This is a genomic window from Streptomyces sp. PA03-6a, from assembly GCF_033792765.1.
GTDB lineage: Bacteria > Actinomycetota > Actinomycetes > Streptomycetales > Streptomycetaceae > Actinacidiphila.
Window position 1 is genome coordinate 39,573 of record NZ_JARAVK010000007.1, and the last position, 24,236, is coordinate 63,808.

At 72.2% G+C, this 24,236-nt stretch carries 27 protein-coding genes and 1 pseudogene; 7 read left to right on the forward strand and 21 right to left on the reverse strand.

Translation table 11 applies throughout. The features are described 5' to 3' along the window. Positions 1–72: 72 nt before the first annotated feature. The 7 genes and pseudogenes from PV350_RS03195 to PV350_RS03225 form a co-directional block, all read right to left on the reverse strand. Complete coding sequence (locus PV350_RS03195) at positions 73–1,362, reverse strand: geranylgeranyl reductase family protein (RefSeq protein WP_499513331.1); 1,290 nt, start codon at positions 1,360–1,362, stop codon at positions 73–75. Positions 1,363–1,494: 132 nt separating this feature from the next. Next, complete coding sequence (locus PV350_RS03200; RefSeq protein ID WP_499513330.1) at positions 1,495–2,184, reverse strand: class I SAM-dependent methyltransferase; 690 nt, start codon at positions 2,182–2,184, stop codon at positions 1,495–1,497. An 86-nt stretch (positions 2,185–2,270) separates the two neighbouring features. Beyond that, positions 2,271–2,675: an imidazolonepropionase-like domain-containing protein gene (locus tag PV350_RS03205; protein WP_500332756.1), complete on the reverse strand. Its 405-nt coding sequence runs from the start codon at positions 2,673–2,675 to the stop codon at positions 2,271–2,273. Positions 2,676–2,683: 8 nt separating this feature from the next. Further along, complete coding sequence (mqnC, locus tag PV350_RS03210; protein ID WP_499513328.1) at positions 2,684–3,883, reverse strand: cyclic dehypoxanthinyl futalosine synthase; 1,200 nt, start codon at positions 3,881–3,883, stop codon at positions 2,684–2,686. 53 nt (positions 3,884–3,936) lie between these two features. Then, positions 3,937–4,467, reverse strand: a complete 531-nt coding sequence (locus PV350_RS03215; RefSeq protein ID WP_500332757.1) for a hypothetical protein — start codon at positions 4,465–4,467, stop codon at positions 3,937–3,939. Positions 4,468–4,496: 29 nt separating this feature from the next. Next, positions 4,497–5,555, reverse strand: a pseudogene (locus tag PV350_RS03220) (serine/threonine-protein kinase); the annotation flags it as partial. 141 nt (positions 5,556–5,696) lie between these two features. After that, positions 5,697–6,569: a menaquinone biosynthetic enzyme MqnA/MqnD family protein gene (locus PV350_RS03225; RefSeq protein WP_499513326.1), complete on the reverse strand. Its 873-nt coding sequence runs from the start codon at positions 6,567–6,569 to the stop codon at positions 5,697–5,699. A 306-nt stretch (positions 6,570–6,875) separates the two neighbouring features. Here PV350_RS03225 and PV350_RS03230 point away from each other — a divergent pair, with 306 nt between their 5' ends. Continuing rightward, positions 6,876–7,079, forward strand: a complete 204-nt coding sequence (locus tag PV350_RS03230; protein WP_354796699.1) for a cold-shock protein — start codon at positions 6,876–6,878, stop codon at positions 7,077–7,079. Between the two features lie 86 nt (positions 7,080–7,165). Here PV350_RS03230 and PV350_RS03235 read toward each other — a convergent pair whose 3' ends face one another. Then, a complete protein-coding gene (locus tag PV350_RS03235) occupies positions 7,166–7,339 on the reverse strand; it encodes a hypothetical protein (RefSeq protein ID WP_500332758.1) in 174 nt (57 codons plus the stop codon). 214 nt (positions 7,340–7,553) lie between these two features. Here PV350_RS03235 and PV350_RS03240 point away from each other — a divergent pair, with 214 nt between their 5' ends. After that, complete coding sequence (locus PV350_RS03240) at positions 7,554–8,408, forward strand: MaoC family dehydratase (protein WP_500332759.1); 855 nt, start codon at positions 7,554–7,556, stop codon at positions 8,406–8,408. Between the two features lie 152 nt (positions 8,409–8,560). On the opposite strand, the gene PV350_RS03245 is transcribed toward PV350_RS03240, so the two are convergent. From PV350_RS03245 to PV350_RS03265, 5 genes are all read right to left on the reverse strand, one after another. Then, the gene (locus tag PV350_RS03245) at positions 8,561–8,893 is read right to left on the reverse strand and encodes a DUF4229 domain-containing protein (protein ID WP_499513323.1); all 333 of its coding nucleotides are present in this window, start codon (positions 8,891–8,893) and stop codon (positions 8,561–8,563) included. A gap of 75 nt (positions 8,894–8,968) precedes the next feature. After that, entirely contained in the window at positions 8,969–9,487 is a 519-nt protein-coding gene (locus PV350_RS03250; protein WP_499513322.1) for a GNAT family N-acetyltransferase, read from the reverse strand. A gap of 159 nt (positions 9,488–9,646) precedes the next feature. After that, positions 9,647–10,810, reverse strand: a complete 1,164-nt coding sequence (gene mqnE, locus PV350_RS03255) for an aminofutalosine synthase MqnE (RefSeq protein ID WP_499516908.1) — start codon at positions 10,808–10,810, stop codon at positions 9,647–9,649. A 47-nt stretch (positions 10,811–10,857) separates the two neighbouring features. Beyond that, the gene (locus PV350_RS03260) at positions 10,858–11,313 is read right to left on the reverse strand and encodes an Lrp/AsnC family transcriptional regulator (RefSeq protein ID WP_499513321.1); all 456 of its coding nucleotides are present in this window, start codon (positions 11,311–11,313) and stop codon (positions 10,858–10,860) included. An 81-nt stretch (positions 11,314–11,394) separates the two neighbouring features. Beyond that, positions 11,395–12,084, reverse strand: coding sequence for a UbiX family flavin prenyltransferase (locus PV350_RS03265; protein WP_499513320.1), 690 nt, complete (start codon positions 12,082–12,084; stop codon positions 11,395–11,397). A 261-nt stretch (positions 12,085–12,345) separates the two neighbouring features. Here PV350_RS03265 and PV350_RS03270 point away from each other — a divergent pair, with 261 nt between their 5' ends. Together PV350_RS03270 and PV350_RS03275 are read left to right on the forward strand one after the other, a co-directional pair. Beyond that, a complete protein-coding gene (locus PV350_RS03270) occupies positions 12,346–12,882 on the forward strand; it encodes a rhomboid family intramembrane serine protease (RefSeq protein WP_499516907.1) in 537 nt (178 codons plus the stop codon). 42 nt (positions 12,883–12,924) lie between these two features. Next, complete coding sequence (locus tag PV350_RS03275) at positions 12,925–13,563, forward strand: magnetosome magnetite crystal formation protein family (RefSeq protein WP_500332760.1); 639 nt, start codon at positions 12,925–12,927, stop codon at positions 13,561–13,563. 30 nt (positions 13,564–13,593) lie between these two features. Here PV350_RS03275 and mqnP read toward each other — a convergent pair whose 3' ends face one another. Both mqnP and PV350_RS03285 read right to left on the reverse strand, forming a co-directional pair. Further along, positions 13,594–14,517, reverse strand: coding sequence for a menaquinone biosynthesis prenyltransferase MqnP (mqnP, locus tag PV350_RS03280; RefSeq protein WP_499513318.1), 924 nt, complete (start codon positions 14,515–14,517; stop codon positions 13,594–13,596). Beyond that, on the reverse strand, positions 14,514–15,965 hold the full coding sequence (locus PV350_RS03285) for a menaquinone biosynthesis decarboxylase (RefSeq protein WP_499513317.1): 1,452 nt from the start codon (positions 15,963–15,965) through the stop codon (positions 14,514–14,516). The genes mqnP and PV350_RS03285 overlap by 4 nt, the downstream gene beginning before the upstream one ends. Before the next feature lie 88 nt (positions 15,966–16,053). Between PV350_RS03285 and PV350_RS03290 the strand changes: the two genes are divergently transcribed. The 3 genes from PV350_RS03290 to PV350_RS03300 are packed head-to-tail and all read left to right on the forward strand — an operon-like array spanning position 16,054 to position 17,882. Further along, positions 16,054–16,464, forward strand: coding sequence for a PLD nuclease N-terminal domain-containing protein (locus PV350_RS03290; protein ID WP_499513316.1), 411 nt, complete (start codon positions 16,054–16,056; stop codon positions 16,462–16,464). 21 nt (positions 16,465–16,485) lie between these two features. After that, positions 16,486–16,932, forward strand: coding sequence for a nucleoside deaminase (locus PV350_RS03295; RefSeq protein ID WP_499513315.1), 447 nt, complete (start codon positions 16,486–16,488; stop codon positions 16,930–16,932). Next, a complete protein-coding gene (locus PV350_RS03300; RefSeq protein ID WP_500332761.1) occupies positions 16,929–17,882 on the forward strand; it encodes an isopenicillin N synthase family dioxygenase in 954 nt (317 codons plus the stop codon). Before PV350_RS03295 ends, PV350_RS03300 begins: the two co-directional genes overlap by 4 nt. Before the next feature lie 27 nt (positions 17,883–17,909). Here PV350_RS03300 and ccsB read toward each other — a convergent pair whose 3' ends face one another. The 6 genes from ccsB to PV350_RS03330 form a co-directional block, all read right to left on the reverse strand. Further along, positions 17,910–18,992: a c-type cytochrome biogenesis protein CcsB gene (gene ccsB / locus PV350_RS03305; protein WP_499513313.1), complete on the reverse strand. Its 1,083-nt coding sequence runs from the start codon at positions 18,990–18,992 to the stop codon at positions 17,910–17,912. Then, the gene (gene resB / locus PV350_RS03310; protein WP_499513312.1) at positions 18,989–20,761 is read right to left on the reverse strand and encodes a cytochrome c biogenesis protein ResB; all 1,773 of its coding nucleotides are present in this window, start codon (positions 20,759–20,761) and stop codon (positions 18,989–18,991) included. Before resB ends, ccsB begins: the two co-directional genes overlap by 4 nt. 3 nt (positions 20,762–20,764) lie before the next feature. After that, positions 20,765–21,523: a cytochrome c biogenesis CcdA family protein gene (locus tag PV350_RS03315; RefSeq protein ID WP_499513311.1), complete on the reverse strand. Its 759-nt coding sequence runs from the start codon at positions 21,521–21,523 to the stop codon at positions 20,765–20,767. A gap of 1 nt (position 21,524) precedes the next feature. Then, the gene (locus PV350_RS03320; protein WP_499513310.1) at positions 21,525–22,142 is read right to left on the reverse strand and encodes a TlpA family protein disulfide reductase; all 618 of its coding nucleotides are present in this window, start codon (positions 22,140–22,142) and stop codon (positions 21,525–21,527) included. Positions 22,143–22,229: 87 nt separating this feature from the next. Further along, positions 22,230–22,802, reverse strand: coding sequence for a type 1 glutamine amidotransferase domain-containing protein (locus PV350_RS03325; RefSeq protein ID WP_499513309.1), 573 nt, complete (start codon positions 22,800–22,802; stop codon positions 22,230–22,232). A 91-nt stretch (positions 22,803–22,893) separates the two neighbouring features. Next, entirely contained in the window at positions 22,894–24,207 is a 1,314-nt protein-coding gene (locus PV350_RS03330) for a polysaccharide deacetylase family protein (protein ID WP_499513308.1), read from the reverse strand. Positions 24,208–24,236 lie beyond the last annotated feature (29 nt).

Consider the following 24,236-nt stretch of genomic DNA (forward strand, 5'->3'; position numbering starts at 1 on the left):
CGATGTGACGGCAGCAAAAAGCCGCGCCGGCCCGTGCAGCACGGGCCGGCGCGGCAAGCGGTTGCCGGGGCGTCAGGAGCGCGGCGCCACCTTCGACAGACCGTTGATCACACGGTCCATCGCGTCGCCGCCCGACGGGTCGGTGAGGTTCGCCAGCAGCTTCAGCGTGAAGCGCATCAGCATCGGGTGCGTCAGGCCGCGCTGGGTCGCCAGTTTCATGACCTTCGGGTTGCCGATCAGCTTCACGAAGGCCCGGCCGAGCGTGTAGTAGCCGCCGTAGGTGTCCTTGAGGATCCGCGGGTACGACTGGAGCGCCAGCTCCCGCTGGGCCGCGGTGCCGCGCGCGTGCGCCTGGACGATGACGTCGGCGGCGATCTGGCCGGACTCCATCGCGTAGGCGATGCCCTCGCCGTTGAACGGGTTGACCAGGCCGCCCGCGTCGCCGACCAGCAGCAGGCCCTTGGTGTAGTGCGGCTGGCGGTTGAAGGCCATCGGGAGCGCCGCGCCGCGGATCGGCCCGGTCATGTTCTCCTCGGTGTAGCCCCACTCCTCGGGCATCGAGGCGCACCAGGCCTTCAGCACCTCACGCCAGTCCAGCTCCTTGAAGGAGGCGGAGGTGTTGAGGACGCCCAGGCCCACGTTGGAGGTGCCGTCGCCCATGCCGAAGATCCAGCCGTAGCCGGGCAGCAGCCGCGGGTCGCCCGGGACGCGCCGGTCCCACAGCTCCAGCCAGGACTCCAGGTAGTCGTCGTCGTGCCGCGGCGAGGTGAAGTACGTGCGGACGGCCACACCCATCGGGCGGTCCTCACGGCGGTGCAGGCCCATCTGGAGGGAGAGCCGGGTGGAGTTGCCGTCCGCGGCGACCACCAGCGGCGCGTGGAAGGTGACCGGGGTCTTCTCCTCGCCCAGCTTGGCCTCGACGCCCGTGATGCGGCCGGTGCGCTCGTCCCGGATCGGGGCGCCCACGTTGCAGCGCTCGTACAGCCGGGCGCCGGCCTTCTGCGCCTGGCCGGCGAGGAGTTCGTCGAAGTCCTCGCGCTTGCGCACGAGCCCGTAGTCGGGGAACGAGGCCAGGTCCGGCCAGTCCAGCTGCAGCCGGACCCCGCCGCCGATGATGCGCAGGCCCTTGTTGCGCAGCCAGCCGGCCTCCTCGGAGATGTCGATGCCCATCGCGACCAGTTGCTTGGTCGCCCGGGGCGTCAGGCCGTCGCCGCACACCTTCTCGCGCGGGAAGGCGGTCTTCTCCAGCAGCAGGACGTCGAGTCCCGCCTTCGCCAGGTAGTAGGCCGTCGTCGAGCCGGCGGGCCCGGCACCCACGACGATCACATCGGCGCTGCGTTCCGAAGCGGCGGTCTCGGTCACGGTGCTCCTCGCTGCTCTGGGCTGGTGCGGGCCTGTCTGCGACCGGCCGGCGGCGGCCGGACCGGACCCGTGCAGTCTATGTGGCCGCTTTCGCGCGGGCCGGGCGCCCCGGCTTAGAGGCCGCGCGGCCTCTCAACGCACCGCGCGGTGCAGTGCCACGATGCCGCCCGACAGGTTGCGCCACGCGACCTTCGACCAGCCGGCCTTCTGCAGTCGCGCGGCGAGGCCGGGCTGGTCGGGCCAGGCCCTGATGGACTCGGCGAGGTAGACGTACGCGTCGGGGTTGCTGCTGACCGCGCGGGCGACCGGCGGCAGCGCCCGCATCAGGTACTCGGTGTAGACCGTGCGGAACGGCGCCCAGGTGGGGTGGCTGAACTCGCAGATGACGACCCGGCCGCCGGGACGGGTGACCCGCAGCATCTCGCGCAGCGCGGCGTCGGTGTCGTGGACGTTGCGCAGCGCGAAGGAGATCGTGACGGCGTCGAAGACCCCGTCGGCGAACGGCAGCCTGGTCGCGTCGCCCGCGGTGAGCGGGAGGAAGGGGTGGCGGCGCTTGCCCTCCCGCAGCATGCCCAGGGAGAAGTCGCAGGGCACCACGTGGGCGCCCGCCTCGGCGAAGGGCAGCGAGGAGGTGCCCGTGCCGGCGCCGAGGTCCAGCACGCGCTCGCCGGGACGGACGGCGAGGGCCTGTGCGACGACCTTGCGCCAGCGGCGGTCCTGGCCGAGCGACAGCACGTCGTTGGTCAGGTCGTAGTTGGCCGCGACGTCGTCGAACATCGCGGCGACTTCGTGCGGCTGCTTGTCCAGGGAGGCTCGGGTCACGCCCCCCATTCTTCACCCGGCGGCCCCGCGTCCCGCGCAGGGGCCCTGGCTACCGCCACGGGAGGCCGGGCCGGCGGGTGGGCCGGTCAGGCCCTGCGGTGCAGGAGCCGGCCGCCGACGACGGTGGCGAGGCAGGCGCCCTGCCCGTCGAAGACGGCGAAGTCCGCCCGGACGCCCGGTTCCAGGGGCGGGGCCTGGCGGGCCGGCAGCAGCCCGCTGCGGTCCAGGGCGGAGCACAGCGCGGGGTCGGCCGGGGCGGTGGCGACGGCGGTGACCCCGCGCAGCAGCAGTGCGTGCACGCGTTCGCGCGGGGTGGGCGCCTGCGGGAGCCCGCCCTCGTGGGTCAGGCCCGGACGCAGCGCACCCGGCCAGCTCCGGACACGGGCGCCCGGGTGGGCCGCCCGTAGCGCGTCGAGCGGGCCGACGGCGGCCACGAGGCCGCCGTCCACCAGCAGGGCCGTGCCGTCGGTCCCGGAATGGATCGTCAGCATCGGCGGCGTCAGGAGGTGCTGAGCAGCTTCAGCTCCGGGTGCGCCGTGCCGCCCTCGATGGCGGTCGACGACAGGTGGGAGACGACGTGGTCGTCGACCGGGTCGTTCGCCGGGTCGTCGTGGACGACGAGGTGCTCGTAGGTGGTGGCGCGCTGGGCGGGGACCCGGCCGGCGGCGCGGATCAGGTGGATCAGCTCCATCCGGTTGGAGCGGTGCTTGGCGCCGGCCGAGGAGACCACGTTCTCCTCCAGCATCACCGAGCCGAGGTCGTCGGCGCCGTAGTGCAGCGACAGCTGGCCGACCTCCTTGCCGGTGGTGAGCCAGGAGCCCTGGATGTGGGCGACGTTGTCCAGGAAGATCCGCGCGATGGCGATCATCCGCAGGTACTCGAAGAGCGTGGCCTGCGTGCGGCCCTTCAAGTGGTTGTTCTCCGGCTGGTAGGTGTACGGGATGAAGGCGCGGAAGCCGCCCGTACGGTCCTGGACGTCACGGATCATGCGCAGGTGCTCGATGCGCTCGGCGTTGGTCTCGCCGGTGCCCATGAGCATCGTGGAGGTCGACTCGACGCCGAGGTTGTGCGCGGTCTCCATGATCTCCAGCCAGCGCTCGCCGCTCTCCTTCAGCGGGGCGATCGCCTTGCGCGGCCGGGCCGGCAGCAGTTCGGCGCCGGCGCCCGCGAAGGAGTCCAGGCCCGCGGCGTGGATGCGGGTGATGGCCTCCTCCACCGGCACCTTGGAGATGCGGGCCATGTGCTCGACCTCGGAGGCGCCGAGGGAGTGGATGACCAGCTGCGGGAAGGCCTGCTTGATGGCGCTGAAGTGCTTCTCGTAGTACTCGACGCCGTAGTCGGGGTGGTGGCCGCCCTGGAACATGATCTGGGTGCCGCCGAGTTCGACGGTCTCCGCGCAGCGGCGCAGGATGTCGTCGAGGTCGCGGGTCCAGCCCTTGGCGGTGTCCTTGGGCGCGGCGTAGAAGGCGCAGAACTTGCACGCCGTCACGCAGACGTTGGTGTAGTTGATGTTGCGCTCGATGATGTACGTCGCGATGTGCTCGGTGCCGGCGTAGCGGCGGCGGCGTACGGCGTCGGCGGCGGCGCCGAGGGCGTGCAGGGGCGCGGAGCGGTAGAGGTCGAGCGCCTCCTCGGGCGTGATGCGGCCGCCGTCGGCCGCACGGTCGAGGACGGACTGCAGGTCGGCGTTCTCGCTCACCGGGGCATCCCTTCCGGGGGTCGTGACGGACGCGCCCAGCCTACGCCAGGGGGTCAGCCGCCCTGCTTCCTGAGGTCCCCTTCCGGCTGACCGGCCAGGGAGTCGCCCGAGCGGTAGTGCAGCGAGCCGTCCGCGTTGAGCGTGAACCGCTCGTCCGCCGAGCCGTCCGAGCAGACCCCGGGATGCGGGTTGGTGCCGCCGCTGGTGTCGAGCACGACGCTCTTGCGGGTGGCCTCGGCGAGCTTCCAGTCGCCGCTGCAGTCGTAGGACTGGCCGAGCAGGTCCAGCACGCTCTTGTCGCGCCCGACGACCGCGCCGACCTTGCCCTCGCGGAGGGTGATCTCCATCGTCCCCGGCACGCCGTGGGCGGTGACGGTGTCGCCCTTCCACGTGCCGACGAAGCCCTTGGGGAGTGCGTCCAGCCGCGGTTCCGAGGCCGGCGGCGAGGACGGCGACGTGGCCGAGGAGGTGGCCGAGGTCGCCGTCGGGGACCCGGAGCCCGCGCTCCGCGAGGGGGTGCGCTCACCGCCCTTGGCCTGGTCCGCGTCGTCGCCGAGCCCCGGCAGCACGAGTGCCAGGGTCACGGCGGCCGCGACCAGCAGGATCCCCGTCGCGGCCAGCGCGGCGGCGCGTCCTGGGGCTCGGTCAGCGAGGGCGGCGGGCCGAACGACCCGTACGAGGGGTGCGAGCCGTACGAGCCGTAACCGCCGCCCGGCCCCCCGGCGGTTACGGCCGGGGCGCCGCCGACCGGGCCGTTCGCACCCGGGGGCGGGGTCGGTTCGAGGTCGAGCAGCTCCACGGCCTGCCGCCCCAGTCGCTCCGTCAGCGGGGACGGCAGCCAGCCGGCCCGCACCAGCGAGGCGGCGTCGCCGCCGGCCGTCAGCAGTTCGGCGAGCCGGCGGGGCGTCGGGCGCACCGAGGGGTCCTTGGCGAGGCAGGACTCCGCGATCCGGCGCAACTCATCGGGCATGCCGTCGAGTTCGGGCTCCTCATGGGCGACCTTGTAGAGCAGGACGGCCGCGCTGTCCCCGGTGAAGGGGCCGCGGCCGGTCGCGGCGAAGGCCAGCACCGCCCCGAGGGCGAAGATGTCGGCTGCGGGGCCGGTGGGTCTGCCCGTGACCTGCTCGGGCGCCATGTAGCCGGGCGAGCCGACGACGACCCCCTTGCTGGTCAGGGCGGCCGTGGCGTCCATGGCGCGGGCGATGCCGAAGTCGATCAGCACGGGACCGTCGAGCGAGAGCAGCACGTTGGACGGTTTGATGTCGCGGTGCACCAGCCCCCGTTCGTGCACGGCCTCCAGCGCCTCGGCGAGTCCGGCGCCCAGCGCCCGTACGCCCTGCGGCGACAGCGGCCCGAAGGTGGCGACCGCCTCGGACAGGGCGGGACCGGCGACGTAGCGGGTGGCCACCCACGGCACCGGCGAGTCGGTGTCGGCGTCGAGGACCGGCGCGCTCCACGCACCGCCGACCCGGCGCGCCGCGTCGACCTCGCGCTGGAACCGGGTGCGGAACTCCAGGTCGTCCGCGAGCTCCGAGCGCACCACCTTCACGGCCACCGTCCGGCCACCGGGGCTGCGCCCCAGGTAGACCCGGCCCATCCCGCCGGCCCCCAGCCGGCCGAGGAGGCGGTACGGGCCGATCGCCGGGGGGTCGTTCGCTTGCAGGGGCTGCATCTGCGCGCCTCTCGCCGGTGCGGAAGGTCAGTGGAGTTGTACCCGTGGCCGCCGTGGTCACCCCAGCCGGGGCCGTCGCCGATCGTAGTGGGCCCGCGGGCCGGGCCCGGGCCGGCGGCGGGCTGCCGCCGGCCGTGCGGATCAGCCCCCGGCGCCCAGCAGTTCGACGCGCGCCTGCGCCGGGAAGCCCACCCGGCGGGCGAACTCGGCGATGCCGGTGAGCTGCTCGGGGCCGAGCGAGAAGTCCAGGGTGGTGAAGTAGCGCTGCAGGGTGCCGGCGTCGAAGGCCTCCCAGCGGGCGGCCTGTTCGGCGACCTTCTCCACCTCCTCCATGCTCAGGTCGCGGGAGGCGAGGAAGGCCTGGTGCACCTCGTGCACCACGGCGGGAAGCGCCTCCAGGTAGTCGCGGCGGGCGGCCCAGACGGCGAAGACGAAGGGCAGCCCGGTCCACTCCTTCCACATCAGCCCGAGGTCGTGGACCTCCAGGCCGAGCCGCGGCGCGTCGTGCAGCGAGGCGCGCAGCGCCGCGTCGCCGATCAGGACGGCCGCCTCGGCCTCCTGCATCATCAGCGAGAGGTCGGGCGGGCACGTGTAGTACTCGGGTTCGACCCCGTACTGCTCGGCGAGCAGCAGCTGGGCCAGGCGGACCGAGGTGCGGCTGGTGGAGCCGAGGGCGACCCGGGAGCCGTCCAGCGCGCCCAGCGGCACCTGGCTCACGATCACGCAGGACATCACCGGCCCGTCGCAGCCGACGGCGATGTCCGGGAGCGCGATCAGCTCGTCGGCGTTCCGGAGGTACTCCATGAGGGTGATCGGGCCGACGTCCAGGTCCCCGGAGACGAGCTGGGCGCTGAGCTTCTCGGGCGTGTCCTTGGTCAGCTCCAGGTCGAGCAGGGCACCCGTTCGGGCGAGCCCCCAGTAAAGGGGCACGCAGTTCAGGAACTGGATGTGCCCGACGCGGGGCCGGGCCCGGCGCACACCACCGGCGGAGGGAAGGGGCGCAGATTTGTCCACATCAGGAGGCTAGACCCCCGCCCCCGGGATCTTGCGGCGGGTACCGGCCTCCCACGCCGGGCCACCCGATTCCGGCACCGCGTCCACGCCGCATTCGCGCGCCCCGCGGCACGGCCGAAAACCGATCTTGTCGCTCTTCCCCGCCGCAGATGCTCCGTGCTACTGTCGTCGCAAGTTGCAGTTTGGTTTCCCTTGCAGTACAGAGCCTGCGGAGCATGTGACCGCGGGCTTTTGTAGTTTTCAGACTTCTTGCAGTGCGCAGGGCAGGTTCTGGAGCAGGGCAACCCTTTGGCCCAAGGAGGGCTTATGGCTACCGGAACCGTCAAGTGGTTCAACGCCGAGAAGGGCTTCGGCTTCATCGCCCAGGACGGCGGCGGCCCCGATGTCTTCGTCCACTACTCGGCGATCAACGCCTCCGGCTTCCGTTCGCTGGAGGAGAACCAGGCGGTGACCTTCGACGTCACGCAGGGTCCGAAGGGCCCGCAGGCCGAGAACGTCTCCCCCGCCTGATCGCGGACTGACACGTAGTACCCAACGAGCAGTACCCAAGGAGCCCCGCACGGTCGTGCGGGGCTCCTGCCTTTGCGGGGCCCCGGTCAGGACGTGACGTAAAGCGCCTCGATCTCCTGTGCGAATTCGGCGGCGACGACCGCCCGGCGCAGTTCCATGAACGCGGTGGGACGGTCCGGCCGCTCCGTGAATTCGACGGGGAGGGCGGTGTAACGGCGTAGGAACTCGGCGCGGTAAACGGTGGAATGCGCGTCGTCCACGGCGGAGACCGGGGCGCCCGGGCGGGCCCCGGTCCTGTGGCGCATCCGCTTCCGGCGCTCCAGCCGGGGCCGTTGCGGCTGTTACTTCCGGTAACCTCATGTGTGGGTACATCTACCTCCGCGTGAGGAGAAGGCCGACGGGCCACCGGTCGTCCGCCGGGCGCCTGACCCCGACCGCCGACCGACCGCCCACCGACCCGTGCGGGAACCCACGATGCCCCTGCTCCTCACCCTCGTCCGAGGCGTACTGACCGGCCTCGGCAAGCACCCGGCCGCCGACGCGCCGCTGCCCGCCGGCCACGTGACGGCGCCGGGCGTCCGGGTGGACCCCCGGCGGCTCGCCGCGTACGCCGAGGTGTGCGGCTTCCCCCCTGCGGAACGGCTCCCGCTGACCTACCCGCACGTCCTCGGCTTCCCGCTCGCCGCCCGGCTGATGGCCCGGCGGAGCTTCCCGCTGCCGTTGCTCGGCCTCGTGCACACGTGGATCGAGATCGTCCAGCGGCGCCCGCTGCTGCCCGGCGACCGCCCCGACCTCACCGTGCACGCCGAGGAGTTGCGCGCCCACCGGCGGGGCGTGGAGGTCGTGCTCGTCACCGAGGCGTCCGTCGGCGGGGAGGTCGTCTGGCGCGACCGCAGCGGCTACCTCGCACGGACCCGCACGGGCGGTACGGGAGGCGGGGCCCCGGGCGGCGGCGCCACCGCGGCCGCCGAGGGGGCGGAACTGCCCGCCGTGGCGCAGTGGCAGCTCCCCGCCGGCCTCGGGCGCCGGCACGCCGCCGTGTCGGGCGACTGGAACCCGATCCACGTCCATCCGCTGACCGCGCGGCCGCTCGGCTTCCCCCGCGCCATCGCCCACGGGATGTGGACCGTCGCGCGCTGCGCCGCCGAGGCCGTCCCCGAGGACGCCGGAACGGTCACCCTGCGGGCCGAGTTCAAGGCCCCCGTCCTGCTGCCCGCCACCGTCACCTACGCGGCCTCGGCCCCGGACCCCTCCCGTCCGGGCAAGGGAAGGAGCTTCGCCGTCCGCTCCGGGGACCGGATCCATCTCACCGGGACCGTCGGACCCTAGGGTCCGGGCGCGGGCGCGGGTGCGTGGGACGGCGGCCTCACGCGAGGCGTCCGCCTCGGCCGCGAAGGGCTCGCCGGTGGTACGCGCCTGACGGCAGGGGACGGCCCAGCCGTCGGGGTGGCCGGCGGTGCGCGCACCGGCCCCCGGGTGTGTCAGCCGCGCTGCGCCGCCGCACGCGAGGCGTCGTCCGCCTCGTCCTCCTGGGAGGCGCTGGCGGCGAGGTTGGCCTTCGTGCGCTCCACGCGCGCGGCGACCTGCACGGAGGCCTCCTCGCGCACCCCGCGCAGCACGACGAAGCTGAGCGGCGCGCTGATCACCAGCGCGAGCAGCATCACCCACAGCAGGTTGGAGTCGCCGAGCCCGGCGGGCAGCACGTGGACGTAGACCAGGCCCCAGATCGCCAGGAAGCAGGCCGCGAACAGGCCGAGACGCATCAGGGAGTAGCGCAGCATGGGGCTCGGCTTCCAGCTCACGGTCGTAGCCACTTCCTTCGTTCCCTCGTTCCGGCCTGCGGGAGGTACCGGACGTACCCGTATCAGTGAAGCACGGGCCCCTGAGGGTCAGGTCAGCGGGAGCCACATCGTGATGTCGTCACGGTCGTCACCTGCGGCGACACGTATCGCCGCGGGGACACGCCCGACCTCCTTGTAGCCGGCCGAGGCGTAGAAGCGCTCCAGACCCATGCCGCCGCGACAGGTGAGCTTCAGCCCCTCCAGTCCGAGGTCGCGGGCGGACCGCTCCGCCGCCTGCAGCAACTCCGCGCCGTTCCCGCGGCCCTGCAGGGACGGGTCGACCATCACGGTGTACAGCCAGGCCCAGTGCCTCATCAGGCGGTGGGTGTTGAAGGTGAGGAAGGTCGAGGCGGCCAGCCGGTCGCCGTCGAAACCGGCGACCATGTGCGCCCTGCCCCCGGACAGTGCCGCGTAGTGCCGTTCCGCCTCGAGGGCCACGTCGGCCCGGGCCACGGGTGCGACGAAGCCGACGGCGCCGCCCGCGTTGGAGACGTCGGTCCACAGGGAGACGAGCTGTTCCCGCAGTTCGGGGGTGAGCTCGGGGTCGAGGGTGAAGCGCAGTGCCATGGCGCACACCCTAGGCATCGAGGCTGACACCGATCGACGGGCGTCCGGCCGCCGGACGACATCAGGGTGAAGGGGAGGCCTCGAAGCCCCCGGGTACGCCCCGGGGGCCGGGAAATGTGCGCTGGGCGTGCGCCGTCGCACGACGGCGCACGCCCGGGCTCACAGACGCATCGGCTGCGGCGACTCGCGGCGCGCCGCGTCGGGACCCGGGTACTCACGGATGATCTCGTAGCGGGTGTTGCGCTCCACCGGACGGAAGCCCGCGTCCTGGATGAGCTCCAGCAGGTCGTCGCGGGTGAGCTTGTTGGGCGTCCCGTAGTTGTCGGCGTCGTGCGTGATCTTGTACTCGACGACCGAGCCGTCCATGTCGTCCGCGCCGTGCTGCAGCGCGAGCTGGGCGGTCTGCACGCCGTGCATGACCCAGAACACCTTCACGTGCGGCACGTTGTCGAACAGCAGCCGGGAGACCGCGAAGGTCTTCAGCGCCTCGGCGCCGCTGGCCATCGTGGTGCGCGCCTGGAGGGTGTTGCGGACCTTGCCGTCCTTGAGGTCCACGAAGTCGTGCTGGTAGCGCAGCGGGATGAAGACCTGGAAGCCCCCGGTCTCGTCCTGCAGCTCGCGCAGCCGCAGCACGTGGTCCACCCGGTGCCGGGGCTCCTCGATGTGCCCGTACAGCATGGTGCACGGGGTCTTGAGGCCCTTCTCGTGCGCCAGCCGGTGGATGCGCGACCAGTCCTCCCAGTGGGTGCGGTGGTCGACGATGTGCTGCCGCACCTCCCAGTCGAAGATCTCGGCGCCGCCGCCGGTCAGCGACTCCAGGCCCGCCTCGATGAGCTCGTCCAGGATCTCGCTCGCGCTCATCCCGGAGATCGTCTCGAAGTGGTGGATCTCGGTGGCGGTGAAGGCCTTCAGGGAGACGTCCGGCAGCGCCTCCTTGAGCGCCTTCAGCGAGCGCGGGTAGTAGCGCCACGGCAGCGTCGGGTGGAGGCCGTTGACGATGTGGAGCTCGGTGAGGTTCTCGCCCTCCATCTCCTTCGCCAGCCGGACGGCCTCCTCGATGCGCATCGTGTAGGCGTCCTTCTCCCCCGGCTTGCGCTGGAAGGAGCAGTACGCGCAGGAGGCAGTGCAGACGTTGGTCATGTTGAGGTGACGGTTGACGTTGAAGTGGACGACGTCACCGTTCTTCCGCGTCCGCACGTGGTGGGCGAGACCGCCCAGCCAGGCCAGATCGTCGGACTCGTAGAGGGCGATGCCGTCCTCGCGGGTCAGCCGCTCACCCGCGTAGACCTTCTCCTCCAGCTCGCGCTTGAGCCCCGCGTCCATCGCCCGCCTCGCCTTCACCATCCGTAAACGACCGTCCGACCTTACGCCTAGATGCTCTCGGGGAGTTCCCCGACCCGGTTCTCCCACTTCGTGGAGAGCACGATGGTGGTGCGGGTCCGGGCGACGCCCTTGGTGCCGGACAGCCGGCGGATGGTGTGCTCCAGGCCGTCGACGTCGGGGACGCGCACCTTGAGCATGTACGAGTCGTCGCCGGCGATGAACCAGCAGTCCTCGATCTCGTCCAGGTCGCGCAGCCGGGTCGCCACGTCCTCGTGGTCGGCGGCGTCGCTGAGCTGCAGGCCCACCAGCGCGGTGACCCCGAGGCCCAGTGCCGCGGGGCGGATCGTGGCGCGGTAGCCGGTGATGACACCGGCCTGCTCCAGCCGGTTGATCCGGTCGGTGACGCTCGGTCCGGACAGGCCCACCAGCCGGCCCAGCTCGGCGTACGAGGCCCGGCCGTTCTCACGGAGGGCCTGGATGAGCTGCCTGTCCACCGCGTCCATCAGACTGGACCCCTTCATTCGTGCCGCGACTGCGCTGTCAGGACAAGAATCTAAGGCATGAACGGGGATGTGCCCTGCGCATCAATCCGCGGCAGCCCCGTCGACCCCGGCCCCGGCGGCCCCCAGCTCGCCCTCCCAGCGGCGGTACAGCTTGTGCGGCACCCGTACGGCGTCCAGCGCGCGGCCGGCGACGAAGTCGACCAGGTCCTGGATGTCCCTGGCCCCGGCGTAGAAGGCGGGCGAGGCCGGCAGCACCACGGCGCCCGCCTCGTCCAGCGCGACCAGGTGCCTCAGGGTCTGCCCGCCCAGCGGCGTCTCCCGTACCGCGACCACCAGCGGACGGCGCTCCTTCAGGGTGACGCTCGCCACCCGCTGCAGCAGGTCCTTGGAGAGCCCGAGGGCGACGCCCGCCACGCAGGCGGTGCTCGCCGGCACGATCAGCATCCCCTTGACCGGGTACGAACCCGAGCTCGGCCCGGCCGCGAGGTCCCCGGCGGACCAGTACCGCACCCGGCTCAGATCGGTCTCGAACCGGTCCGGGGTGCCGTCCGCGCCGCGGGCCAGCCAGCGGGCCAGGTCCTCGCGCCAGTGGGCGTCCCGGAAAGGCGCCCCCGTCTCGTCCAGGACGGTGAGCCGGGCGGCCCGGCTGACCACCAGGTCCACGGCCTCGCCGGCGTGCAGCAGCGCCCGCAGCACCGCCGCGGCGTACGGCGTCCCGGAAGCCCCGGAGACCCCGACCACCCACGGTGTCCCGCGCTCGCTGTCGTCCATGCCGCGAGCCTATCCGGCCACCCGTGGCACGGCCCCGGCCGGTCCGGCCGGGCGAATGGACGAGTGGGCCCGGGAACCGCCACGGACGCCGTCGTCGTTGTCTACCGTGAGGGGAGCCCGGCCGGACCGGCGGGCGGTCCACCACCACGAGGGGGGCCTGTGGCGTACGAACCCATCGCCGGCCATGACGCCGGTGACGCCCGGCGGCGCGTCCGCGGCGACGCCGCTCCGGGAGAGCGGGCGAAGACGGCCGCGGCGATCATGTTCATCTGGGTGGGGCTGCTCTGGCTGATCGAGTGCGTGGACGTGATGACCCATCACGCGCTCGACACCTTCGGGATCGTGCCGCGGCAGATCGGCGAACTGCGCGACATCATCCCCGCCGCGTTCATCCACTTCGGCTTCGACCACGTCGCCGCCAACAGCCTGCCGCTGCTGGTGCTGGGCTTCCTCGCGGCGCTGCGCGGCACGACCCGCCTGCTGAGCGTGGTGTTCGTCATCGTCATGGCGAGCGGCGGCGGGGTCTGGCTGGTGGCGCCGCCGCACACCAACACCGCCGGCGCCTCCGGCATCGTCTTCGGCCTGTTCGGGTACCTGCTGGTGCGCGGCTTCGTCGACCGGCGCCTCATCGACATCGCGGTCGGGCTGGTCGTCGCGGTGGCGTACGGCTCGATCCTGTGGGGTGTCCTGCCGACCGCGCAGGGGGTCTCCTGGCAGGGCCACCTGTTCGGCCTCCTCGGCGGCGTCGTGGGCGCCTTCCTCTTCCGGGACCGCCCCGCCGACGGGCTGATCAGATGAGGCCGTAGGATCCGGGGACCAAACGACGGGGGGCGGTTCTCCATGACCGATTTCAGCAAGCACGACGACGTACCGCCGCGGGACACCGTGCCGCCCGTGCCGCCCGTGCCACCGCAGCCGGGTCCGGCGCAGGGGCCCCACACCATGCCGTCGCCGCCCCCGCCGTACCCGCCGCCCGCACCGCCGCAGCCCCCGTACGGCTACGGCTACGGCCACGCCCAGGGGCCGCTGCCGTTCCCGCCCCCGCCGCTGCGGCCGCCCACCACGCCGGCCATGTGGGCCCACCTGGGCGCGCTGCTCACCGTGGTGGCGGGCAGCAGCATGTGCTGCCTGGGCTGGGCGCTGGCCTGGGTGACCCCGCTGGTCATCCGCTCCAACGAGCGCAACAAGCACGACCCCTTCATCCGGCACCACGCCGCGCAGGGGATCAACTACGGCATCACCGCGGCCATCGCGGGCCTCCTGGGCATCGTCGGCTACGCCGGCGGCCTCGCCTCCGTGGCCGCGTACGACCACGGCGGACCGGTCTGGCTGCCCTTCGTGGGCTTCGGCCTGATGGCCCTGGCCGCGCTGCACCTCCTGACCGGGGTGATCTTCTGCATCATCGGCAGCACCAAGGCCAACAGCGGCCAGTGGTGGAGCTACCCGAAGTTCGTCGCCCTGCCGTTCGTGCGCCGCTGACCCGGCGCGACCGCGCCGGGCGCGGGGGCGTCACACGCCCAGGCCGCGCACCGCGAGGTCGAGCAGGGCGCACAGGAACAGCGCCATCCCGATGAAGCCGTTGACCGTGAAGAACGCCCGGTTGAGCCTGCTGAGGTCGCCGGGCTTCACGATGCTGTGCTCGTAGACGAAGGCACCGCCCACGATCAGCATGCCGACCCACCAGAAGGCCCCGGCGCCGACCGCCAGTCCGTACCAGACGAGCAGCACGGTCGTCACCACGTGGCTCACCCGCGCCCCGTACAGCGCGCCGTCGACGCCGAAGCGGGCCGGCACCGAGCGCACCCCGTGGGCGCGGTCGGCGGCGACGTCCTGGCAGGCGAAGATCAGGTCGAAGCCGCCGATCCACACGCCCACCGCGAGGCCGAGGACCACGGCGTCCCACGACCAGGAGCCGGTGACCGCGAGCCAGGCGCCGACCGGGCCCATGGCCTGGGCGAGGCCGAGGATGGCGTGCGGGTAGTCCGTGAACCGCTTGCCGTACGGGTAGACCACCATCGGGACCACCGCGATCGGCGCCAGCGCCAGGCACAGCGGGTTGAGCAGCGCGGCGGCGCCCAGGAAGAACACCACGGCGATCAGCGCGCCGGTCCACGCCGAGCGCACAGACACGGCTCCGGTGACCAGTTCACGTCCCGCGGTGCGGGGGTTGCGGGCGTCGATCTCGCGGTCGATGATCCGGTTGCACGCCATCGCGAAGGTGCGCAGGCCCACCATGGCGACGGTGATCAGGAAGAGCTGCCACCAGTGGACGGACCGGTCCTGCGCGAACATCGCGCTGAGCGCGGCGATGTAGGCGAAGGGCAGGGCGAAGACCGAGTGCTCGATCATCACCAGCCGCAGGAACGCCCGGACCTTGCCGTCCGGGCGCGGGGAGGGTCCGAAGAGATCCGGAGTCGCGGATTCGGCGCTCACAGGCCGTACTCCTTCCAGCGGCGGTCGACCTTCGCGGCGGTCTCCGGGTCGGAGAGCACCATCTCGGGCCAGCCGCCGTCGCGGGTGTAGCCCTCCTCGGGCAGCTTCCGGGTCGCGTCGATGCCCGCCTTGCCGCCCCAGAACTGCTGGTAGGAGGAGTGGTCGAGGTGGTCCACGGGACCTTCGACCACCGACAGGTCACGGGCGTAGTCGGTGTTGCCCAGCGCCCGCCAGGCGACCTCGTGCAGGTCGTGCACGTCGCAGTCGGCGTCGACCACGACGATCAGCTTGGTCAGCGACATCATGTGCGCGCCCCAGATGGCGTGCATGACCTTCTGGGCGTGCTTCGGGTACTTCTTGTCGATCGAGACGATCGCGCAGTTGTGGAAGCCGCCCGCCTCCGGCAGGTGGTAGTCCACGATGTCCGGCACGATCACCTTCAGCAGCGGGAGGAAGAACCGCTCGGTGGCCCGGCCCAGCGGGCCGTCCTCGGTCGGCGGCCGGCCCACCACGATGGACTGCAGCAGCGGCCGGCGGCGCATTGTCACGCAGTCGATGGTCAGCGCCGGGAAGGGCTCCTGCGGGGTGTAGAAGCCCGTGTGGTCGCCGAACGGCCCCTCGGGCAGCATCTTCCCGGGCTCCAGCCAGCCCTCCAGGACCACCTCCGCCTGGGCGGGCACCTGCAGCGGCACCGTCTTGCAGTCGACCATCTCGATGCGCCTGCCCCCGACGAAGCCGGCGAGGAGGTACTCGTCGATGTCGCCCGGCAGCGGCGCGGTGGAGGCGTACGTCACGGCGGGCGGACAGCCGAACGCGATGGCCACCGGGAGCCGTTCGCCGCGCCGCTGGGCCACCTGGTAGTGGTTGCGGCTGTCCTTGTGGATCTGCCAGTGCATGCCGATGGTGCGGCGGTCGTGCCGCTGCAGCCGGTACAGGCCCAGGTTACGGACGCCGGTCCCGGGGTCCTTGGTGTGCGTCAGGCCGAGGTTGAAGAAGGAGCCGCCGTCCTCGGGCCAGGTGAACAGGGCCGGCAGCGCGTCCAGGTCGACGTCGTCGCCGGTGAGGACGACCTCCTGGACGGGGGCGTCCTTCACCTTCTTCGGCGGTACGTGCGTCATCCCGGCGAGCTTGCCGAAGGCCTCGCGCACGCCGACGAAACCGTGCGGCAGCTCCGGCTTGAGCAGCCCGCCGATGCGGTCGCCGATGTCGGCGTAGGACTTCAGGCCGAGCGCCTTCAGCAGCCGGCGGTCGGTGCCGTAGACGTTCATCGCCAGGGGCATCGAGGAGCCCTTGACGTTCTCGAACAGCAGCGCCGGGCCGCCCGCCTTGTTGACGCGGTCGACGATCTCACCGACCTCCAGGTACGGGTCGACCTCTGCCGTGACGCGCTTGAGGTCCCCCTCCTTCTCCAGGGCCCTCAGCAGCGAGCGAAGATCGTCGTAAGCCATGCGGTCCAGTATCCGGCACGCACTACCCTGGACCCGTCACCGGGGCCCTGCCGCGCCCCGCCGTCGCTGCCTGGGGGGCACTCCCGCGATGATCCGGTACATCCCGTTCCTGCTGGTGCTGGCGTTGTGGATCTACGCCTTCATCGACTGCCTCAACACGCCCGAGGAGCAGGTCCGCGGCCTCCCCAAGGTCGTGTGGGTCATCGTCATCCTGCTCTTCGGCGAGGTGCTGATCGGGCCGATCGCCTGGTTGGTGGCCGGCAAGCACCGCACCGCCCCGGCCGGCGGCAGCACGCCCGCCGAGTGGCACCGCAACCACCGCACGCAGTGGGTCGCCCCTGACGACAACCCGGAGTTCCTGCACTCGCTGCGCGAGGAGAACAAGAAGGACGAGCAGCTGCTGAAGAGCTGGGAGGCCGACCTGCGCCGCCGCGAGGAGGAGCTGCGGCAGCGCGAGAACGGCCCCGCCGACGGCCAGGACAACCAGCCCCGCGGCTGATCCTGCGGGACACTGGGCGTCATGGACGACGCGCAGGCGATGCTGGCGACCGCCGTCGCCGAGGCCCGGGCGGGCCTCGCGGAGGGCGGGATCCCCATCGGGGCGGCCCTGTACGCTCCGGACGGCCGCACGGTGCTGGGCCGCGGCCGCAACCGCCGTGTGCAGGACGGAGATCCGTCGATGCACGGCGAGACGGCGGCCTTCCGGGCCGCCGGACGGCAGCGCACCTACCGCGGGACGACGATGGTGACCACCCTGTCGCCGTGCTGGTACTGCAGCGGCCTGGTCCGGCAGTTCGGGATCTCCCGGGTCGTCATCGGCGAGGCCCGCACCTTCCACGGCGGCCACGACTGGCTGGCCGAGCACGGCGTGGAGATCGTCCTGCTGGACGACCCGGAGTGCGTGGCCCTGATGACGGAGTTCGTCGCGGCCCGCCCCGAGCTGTGGAACGAGGACATCGGCGCATGATCCCCACCATCGACCTCGGGCCCTGGCTCACCGGCGACGCCGCCGCCCGCGCCCTCGTCGCCGCCACCGTCGACGAGGCGCTGTGCTCGGCCGGCTTCCTGCTGGTCACCGGGCACGGCGTCGACCCGGGACTGCGCGCGGCGATCCGGGAGGCCGCCCGCGGCTTCTTCCGGCTGCCGGCCGCCGTCAAGGAGCCGTACGCGGTACGGGTCGGGGGCCGCGGCTGGCTGGGCCCGGGCGCGGAGGCCAACGGCTACGCGGAGGGCACGGCCACCCCGCCGGACCTGAAGGAGTCCTGGTCGTTCGCCGCCGAGGAGCCGACCGGTGACCCGGCCGTGGACGCCGAGTGGTTCCTGCCGAACCTCTGGCCGGCCGAGGCGCCGCGGCTGCGACCGCTGGTGGACGCGTACGTGACGCACATGCGCGGTCTCTCCGACCACCTGCTGGAGCTGCTGGCCGCCGCCCTGGGCGGGCCCGGGGACCTCTTCACCCGGCACACCCGCCACCCCACCTGGGGCTTCAACATCAACTGGTACCCGGGCACCGACGTGGTCGGACCGCCCGAGCCGGGCCAGTTCAGGATCGGCCCGCACACCGACTTCGGCACGGTCACCGTGCTCGACCGGCAGCGGGGCAAGGGCGGCCTCCAGGTGCACACCGACGGGGACGGCTGGCAGGACGCCCCCTGGGAGCCGGACTCCTTCACCGTCAACATCGGCGACCTGATGGCCCGCTGGACCGGCGACCGCTGGCGTTCCGGGCGGCACCGCGTGCTGCCCCCGCCGGCCGACGCGCCGGCGGAGGAGCTGATGTCGCTGGTGTGGTTCTACGAGTGCGACCCCGGCACCCGCGTCACGCCGCTGCCCGCGCCCGTCGGCAGGCACGCGTACGAGCCCGTGGACTCGCACGCGTACCTGCGGGCGAAGCTGGACGCCATCGGCCTGGGCTGAACCCCGGCCGGGGCGGGACGACGGGGCTCAGACGCCGGCGTAGGAGTGCTTGCCGGTGATGAAGATGTTCACGCCGTAGTAGTTGAACAGGAAGCAGGCGAAGGCGAGCAGCGCCAGGTAGGCGGCCTTGCGGCCCTTCCAGCCGGCGGTGGCACGGGCGTGCAGGTAGGCCGCGTAGACCACCCAGGTGATGAAGGACCAGGTCTCCTTGGGGTCCCAGCCCCAGTAGCGGCCCCAGGCCGCCTCGGCCCAGATCGCGCCGGCGATGATCGTGAACGTCCACAGCGGGAAGACCATGGCGTTCACGCGGTACGCGAACTTGTCCAGGCTCGCGGCCGACGGCAGGCGGTACATGATGTTCGCCCAGGTGCCCTCGGCGGTGCCCGACGCCGCGAGGCCGGTCTCGTAGCGGTCGCGGAAGAGGTAGAGCACGTTCGCCACCGCGCCCAGGTAGAGCACCGCGCCGGAGATGATGGCGCAGGAGACGTGGATCCACAGCCAGTAGGAGTGCAGCGCCGGGACCAGCTGGTCGCTGTCGGTGTAGAGGACCGAGACGGCGAGGCCGAGGTCGAGCAGGACCGTGGTGGTCAGGAAGAGCCCGATCCAGCGGACCTTCTTGCCCAGCAGGAGCAGCACCAGGTAGGCCGTGACCGCCGTGGCGCCGAAGGTGGTGGAGAACTCGTACATGTTGCCCCAGGGGGCGCGCTGCACCGAGAAGGCGCGCGCCGCCACGGCGGCCACGTGCATTGCCCAGGCCAGCACGGTCAGGGACACCGCGATGCGGCCGTAGAGGTCGCCCTGCTCGGTGTCGCCGGCCGCGCCGGGGCCGTCGGCGAAGCCGCGGTCACTGGCGGAGGCCCGGGTGACGACCTTGGGACGCGCCAGGGTGGCGGTGCCGCCGCCCTGCTTCACGGTCACGGTGACCGCGGGCGCGGACCCGGCGGCGCCGGGGGCGAGCGCGGCGGAGGTCTTGGCGACCTTGCTGCGGCTGCCGAAGACCCATTCCGCGATGTGGGCGAGGAAGGCCAGCGTGTAGACCGCCATCGCCGAGTAGATCAGGTAGTTGCTGAGGTGGGCGACGTTCTCGTTGACCGCGGCAGCGATGGTCACGCGCGCGCTCCTTCGTCATCGGGCAGGGGTTCTTCTGAGGGTTCGGGGTCCGCTTCGGGCAGCGGCGGGGCCGTGGCCGTGAGGTCGGCGGCGAGCTCGCCGAGCTCGTCGGCGATCCGCGCCGACTCGCTGCGGCCGAGCCCGGCCAGCTCGACGACGGTGACACCGTCCGCGCCGCGCACCGCCCGCACCCAGACCCGGCGGCGCTGGATGAACAGCGATCCGGCCAGGCCGAGGATGGCGGCGACGGCACTCACCAGCGCCCAGCCGTTGCCGACCTGGTGGGAGACCTGGAAGGTGGCCCAGGTCTTGACGCCGTCGAAGGTGAGCGAGCCGTCGCCGTCGGGCAGCGCGAGCGTCTCCCCCGGCTTCATCGCCTTGCTCACGATCCGGCCGTCGGCGTCCTTGAACTGCTTCATCTTGTCGGTGTCGAGCTGGTACACATTCTGCGGCAGGCCGGCGTCCACGCCCAGGTCGCCGTGGTAGGCGGTGAGGATCAGCGCCGGGTAGTCCAGGGCAGGGAAGGACGAGTGCGGGCCCTGCTGCGCGTTCAGCGCGAAGGTCGGGGTGAACAGCCCCTGGAAGCCGTACTGGGTCTTCCTGTCGGCGTGGTCGCGGACGTCCATCGCCTTGATCACGCCGACCGAGGTCTGGTTGCCGTCCTGCGGCAGGAACGGCACCGGGCCCTGGAAGACGACGTTGCCCTGACCGTCCTTGACGGTGACGACGGGCGCGTAGCCGTGGCCGATCAGGTAGACCTTGGAGCTGCCGACCTCCAGCGGCTCGTTGACCTCGATCGCGGACTTCGTCTGCTTGCCGCCCGGGCTCGTCCAGTAGCGGATGTTGGCGCGGAAGGTGCGCGGGGTGCCCTTCTGCGGGCCGCTGCGCGCGTACGAGGCGTTGAAGCCGTCCAGCTTGAAGCCGAAGGTGTCCAGGTCGTCGGCGTCGTAGAAGGTGCCCGGCTTGAAGTCGTCGTACTGGGTGAGCGTGTTGTTGAAGCCGTCGCCCTCGACGATCAGCTTGCCGCCCTCGGCCTTGAACAGCCCGCCCACCGCGAAGGAGATCAGCAGCCCGAACAGCGCGATGTGGAAGACCAGGTTGCCGGCCTCGCGCAGGAAGCCCTTCTCCGACGCGACCGCCGTACCGGTGACCTGGGTGCGGAAGCGGCGGCCGCGGAGGGCGCGCCGGGCGGCGGCGAGCACCGCGTCCGGCTCGGCCTCGGTGCGCCAGGTCGCGTACGCCGGGAGCCGGGTGAGGTTGCGCGGGGCGGCCGGCGGCTTGGCGCGCAGCTGGCCGACGAACTGCCAGCTGCGCGGGACGATGCAGCCCGCGAGCGAGACGAACAGCAGGATGTAGATCGCCGAGAACCACACCGAGCTGTAGACGTTGAACAGCCCGAGCTTCTCGTAGAGCGGCGCCAGGGTGGTGTGGGCGTCCTTGAAGGTCTGCGCCTTGATCTCGTCGACGCTCGTCTGCGGCACCAGCGAACCGGGGACGGCGGCCAGCGACAGCAGGAAGAGCAGGACCAGCGCCACCCGCATCGAGGTGAGCTGGCGCCAGGTCCAGCGCGTCCAGCCCCACACCTCGCGTCCGGTCCAGGCGAGTCCGCCGGCCGTACCCGGCCCGCGGACGCCGCCGAAGGAGCCGGGCACGACCTGGCCGAGGTCCTCGACGGGCGCGGTCGACAGCTGTGCGCCGGCCGCGCCGAGGTCGGCACCGGCGTCCGCCGCCGCGTCGGGGGGTGCCCCCGCGGTGTCTTTGGAGCTCATGGATCAGATCCCTGGAGTGAAGCCGGACGACCAGATCTGCATCTGGTAGACGATGTGGTCCCACACGCCGGTGACGAGCAGCAGGCCGACAGCGACGAGCATGCCACCGCCGAGGCGCATCACCCACACGTAGTGGCGCTTGACCCAGCCGAAGGCGCCGAGCGCGCGGCGGAAGGCGATGGCGGCCAGTATGAACGGCAGGCCGAGGCCGAGGCAGTAGACGGCGGTGAGCAGCGCCCCGCGGCCGGCACTGGCCTCGTTGAAGGCGAGGAAGTTGACGGCGCTCAGCGTCGGTCCCAGGCACGGCGTCCAGCCGATGCCGAAGAGCACGCCGAGCAGCGGCGCACCCGCCAGACCCATCGCGGGCTTGCGGTGGAAGCGGAGTTCGCGCTGGGTGATGCCGCCGACCACCCCCATGAAGGCGAGCCCCAGGACGATGGTGAGCGCGCCGAGCACCCTGGTGATGACCGTCTTGTGCACCAGCAGCGTCGTGCCGAAGTTGCCGAACAGCGCGCCGCCGGAGACGAAGACGGCGGTGAAGCCGAGGACGAACAGCGACGCGCCCACGAACATCCGGCCGCGCCGGGCCTCGGCCAGGTCGGTGCCGGTGACACCGGTCACGTACGACAGGTAACCGGGGACGAGGGGCAGCACGCACGGGGAGAAGAACGAGACCAGGCCGCCGAGGAGCGCGACCGGCACGGCGGCGAGCAGGGCGCCGTTCACCACGGTCTGGTTGGCACCGGCGGCGAGTACGCTCACGTCACTTCTCCGCGATCACCGGGTCGAGGACCTCGTGCAGTTCGTCGGCGCTGAGCTCCTTCAGCGCGCGCACCGCGATCTTCCCCTGACGGTCGATGATCAGCGTGGAGGGAATGGCCTGCGGGTTGACGCTGCCCTTGGGGAAGCGCAGCACCAGGTCGCCGGACGGGTCGTAGAAGCTCGGGAAGGGGATGTCGAATTCCTTCTCGAAGGCCTTGGCCTGTGCGGTCTGCAGGTCCCGGGTGTTGATGCCGATGAACTGCACGCCCTGCGACCCGGTCTCCTTGGCCACCTTGGCCAGGTGCGGCGCCTCGGCCCGGCAGGGCGGGCACCACGAGCCCCAGATGTTGAGGACGACGACCTTGCCCTTGTGGTCGGCGAGGCTGAGCGGGGCTCCTTCGACGGACTTCCCGCTCAGCTCCGGCGCGGCCACCCGGTGGCCCGGCTTGACCGTGGAGATCTCACCGGTGCCGCCGACGTAGTTCGTTCCGGGGCCGGTGCCGTCGGAGGACGCGGTGGAGGTCGAGCAGGCCGTGACGGCCAGCGCGAACGCGGCTGCCCCGGCCAGTGCCGCGGCACCGTGGAGCGGACGGCGTCGGAGGGCGCGCGTAGGACTCATGTGAAAAGTTTCGCATGAGGCCGGGAGCGATCTCGCGCACCCCCGACAGCTTTGCCGAAAGCGGCAAATGCCCCAAGTAAGCGACGGTTAATCGCGGCTCCGGGTCTGGTGCGCGAACTCGTCCACCAGGGCGTCCTGGAAGGCCTTGAGGTCGCCGGGCCTGCGGCTGGTGACCAGGACGTTGGGGCCGTCGCAGTCGACCACGACCTCCTGGTCGATCCAGGTGCCGCCGGCGTTGGTGACGTCGGTGCACACGCTGGGCCAGGAGGTGAGGGTACGTCCGTGCACGACGCCGGCCTCCACCAGCAGCCACGGCGCGTGGCAGATCGCCGCGACGGGGCGGCCCTCGGTGAAGAAGTCCCTGGTGAAGCCGACGGCGTCCGCGTCGAGCCGCAGGAGGTCGGGGCCCGCGACGCCGCCGGGGAGCACCAGCGCGTCGAAGTCCGCGGCGACCACCTCCCCGAGCGTGTCGTCGACGGGGAAGGTGCCGGCCCGGTCGAGGTGGTCGAAGGCCTGGACGCGGCCGTGGCGGGTGGAGACCAGCCGGGGCGTCCCGCCCGCCTCGCGGACGGCCTCCCAGGGGCCGGCGAGTTCGCTCTGCTCGACGCCCTCCGACGCCACCAGGAACGCGATCTTCCTCCCCTGCAGGGACGCGTGCATGGCCTGTGACCTCCTCGGCTCGGTCCTCGGGGACGTTCCCGTTCACCGGCTCGCCTGCCCGCCACCCCCAGGACGAAACGGGCGGATCGGTCTAGGAGGGGGAGGAAGAGGAGGAGGGCGTGGAGGAGGGCGTGGTGGAGGGGGACACGGAGGAACGTTCCTGCGCGAGGAAGCGGCGCCAGCCGCCCGCGGGGCGCTGCCCCGGGCCGAGGGTGCGCAGCTTCGCCAGCACCGCCGGGTCCTGCGCGTCCAGCCAGTCCACGAACTGTCGGAACGACACCAGGCGCACGTCCCGGTGGTCGGCCATCCGCCGCAGCGCGTCCTCGACGGCGTCCATGTATATCCCGCCGTTCCACTGTTCGAAGTGGTTGCCGATGAACAGCGGCGCGCGGTTGGTCTCGTACGCCCGGCGGAAGCCCCCCAGGTAGGCGTCGCGGGCCTGCCGTCGCCAGGCCGGGTAGTGGGCGGGGTTGCCGCGCGTGGAGTTCACCGACTGGTTGGCCAGCATGTTGTAGTCCATCGACAGCACCTCGAAGGAGCGGCCGGGGAAGGGCACCGCCTGCAGCGGCAGGTCCCACAGCCCGTGGCTCTTGCCCGGCCACACCTGCAGGCCGCCCGGCCCGCTGGCGTCGTACCGCCAGCCCAGGCGGGCGGCGGTGGGCAGCAGCGAACGCTGGCCCAGCAGGCAGGGCGTACGGCCGCCGATCAGCTCCTTGCGGTAGTCGAAGGGCAGCGGGGGCAGGTCGGTGAAGCCGGTGTGGGTGCGCCAGTTCTCCACGAAGCCGACGGCCTGTTCGATCTCGCTGCGCCAGTCGGCCGGGCTCCAGCGGCCCACCGAGCCCGCTCCCGCGCAGAAGTGGCCGTTGAAGTGCGTGCCGATCTCATGGCCCTCCAGCCAGGCCAGCCGCAACTGCTGCAGGGTGGCGCGGACGTGGGCGTCGGTGAGGTAGCCGATGTCGGAGGCGCCGACGGGATTGCGCGGCGGCTTGTAGAGCCTCTTCTTCGACTCGGGGAGCAGGTAGACGCCGGAGAGGAAGAAGGTCATCGTCGCCCCGTGCTCGCCCGCGAGCTTGCGGAACCGTTCGAAGAGCCCGTTGTCCAGCTCGCCCGCCCCGTCCCAGGAGAAGATCACGAACTGCGGTGGCGTCTGGCCGGGTTCCAGGCGCTCCGCGGCGGGCTGATGGGGCTGCGGCCCGGTGTCGGCCGTCGAGCCGTCGCCGATCGTCCGCACCGACGGGGACGGGGAGGGCCGCCCCTGCGGGCCGCCGGCGGACGGGGAGGGCGACACCGACGGCCCCTGGCCGACGTGCCGGCCGCCGGGGCCCTCCCCGGCGCAGCCCGCCAGCCCGACGGCGGCCGCTCCGGCCGCAAGGCCCAGTACCCCTCGTCGGCTGATCTCCCGCATTCCGCGCCCCAATCCCCGTGCGTCGCCCC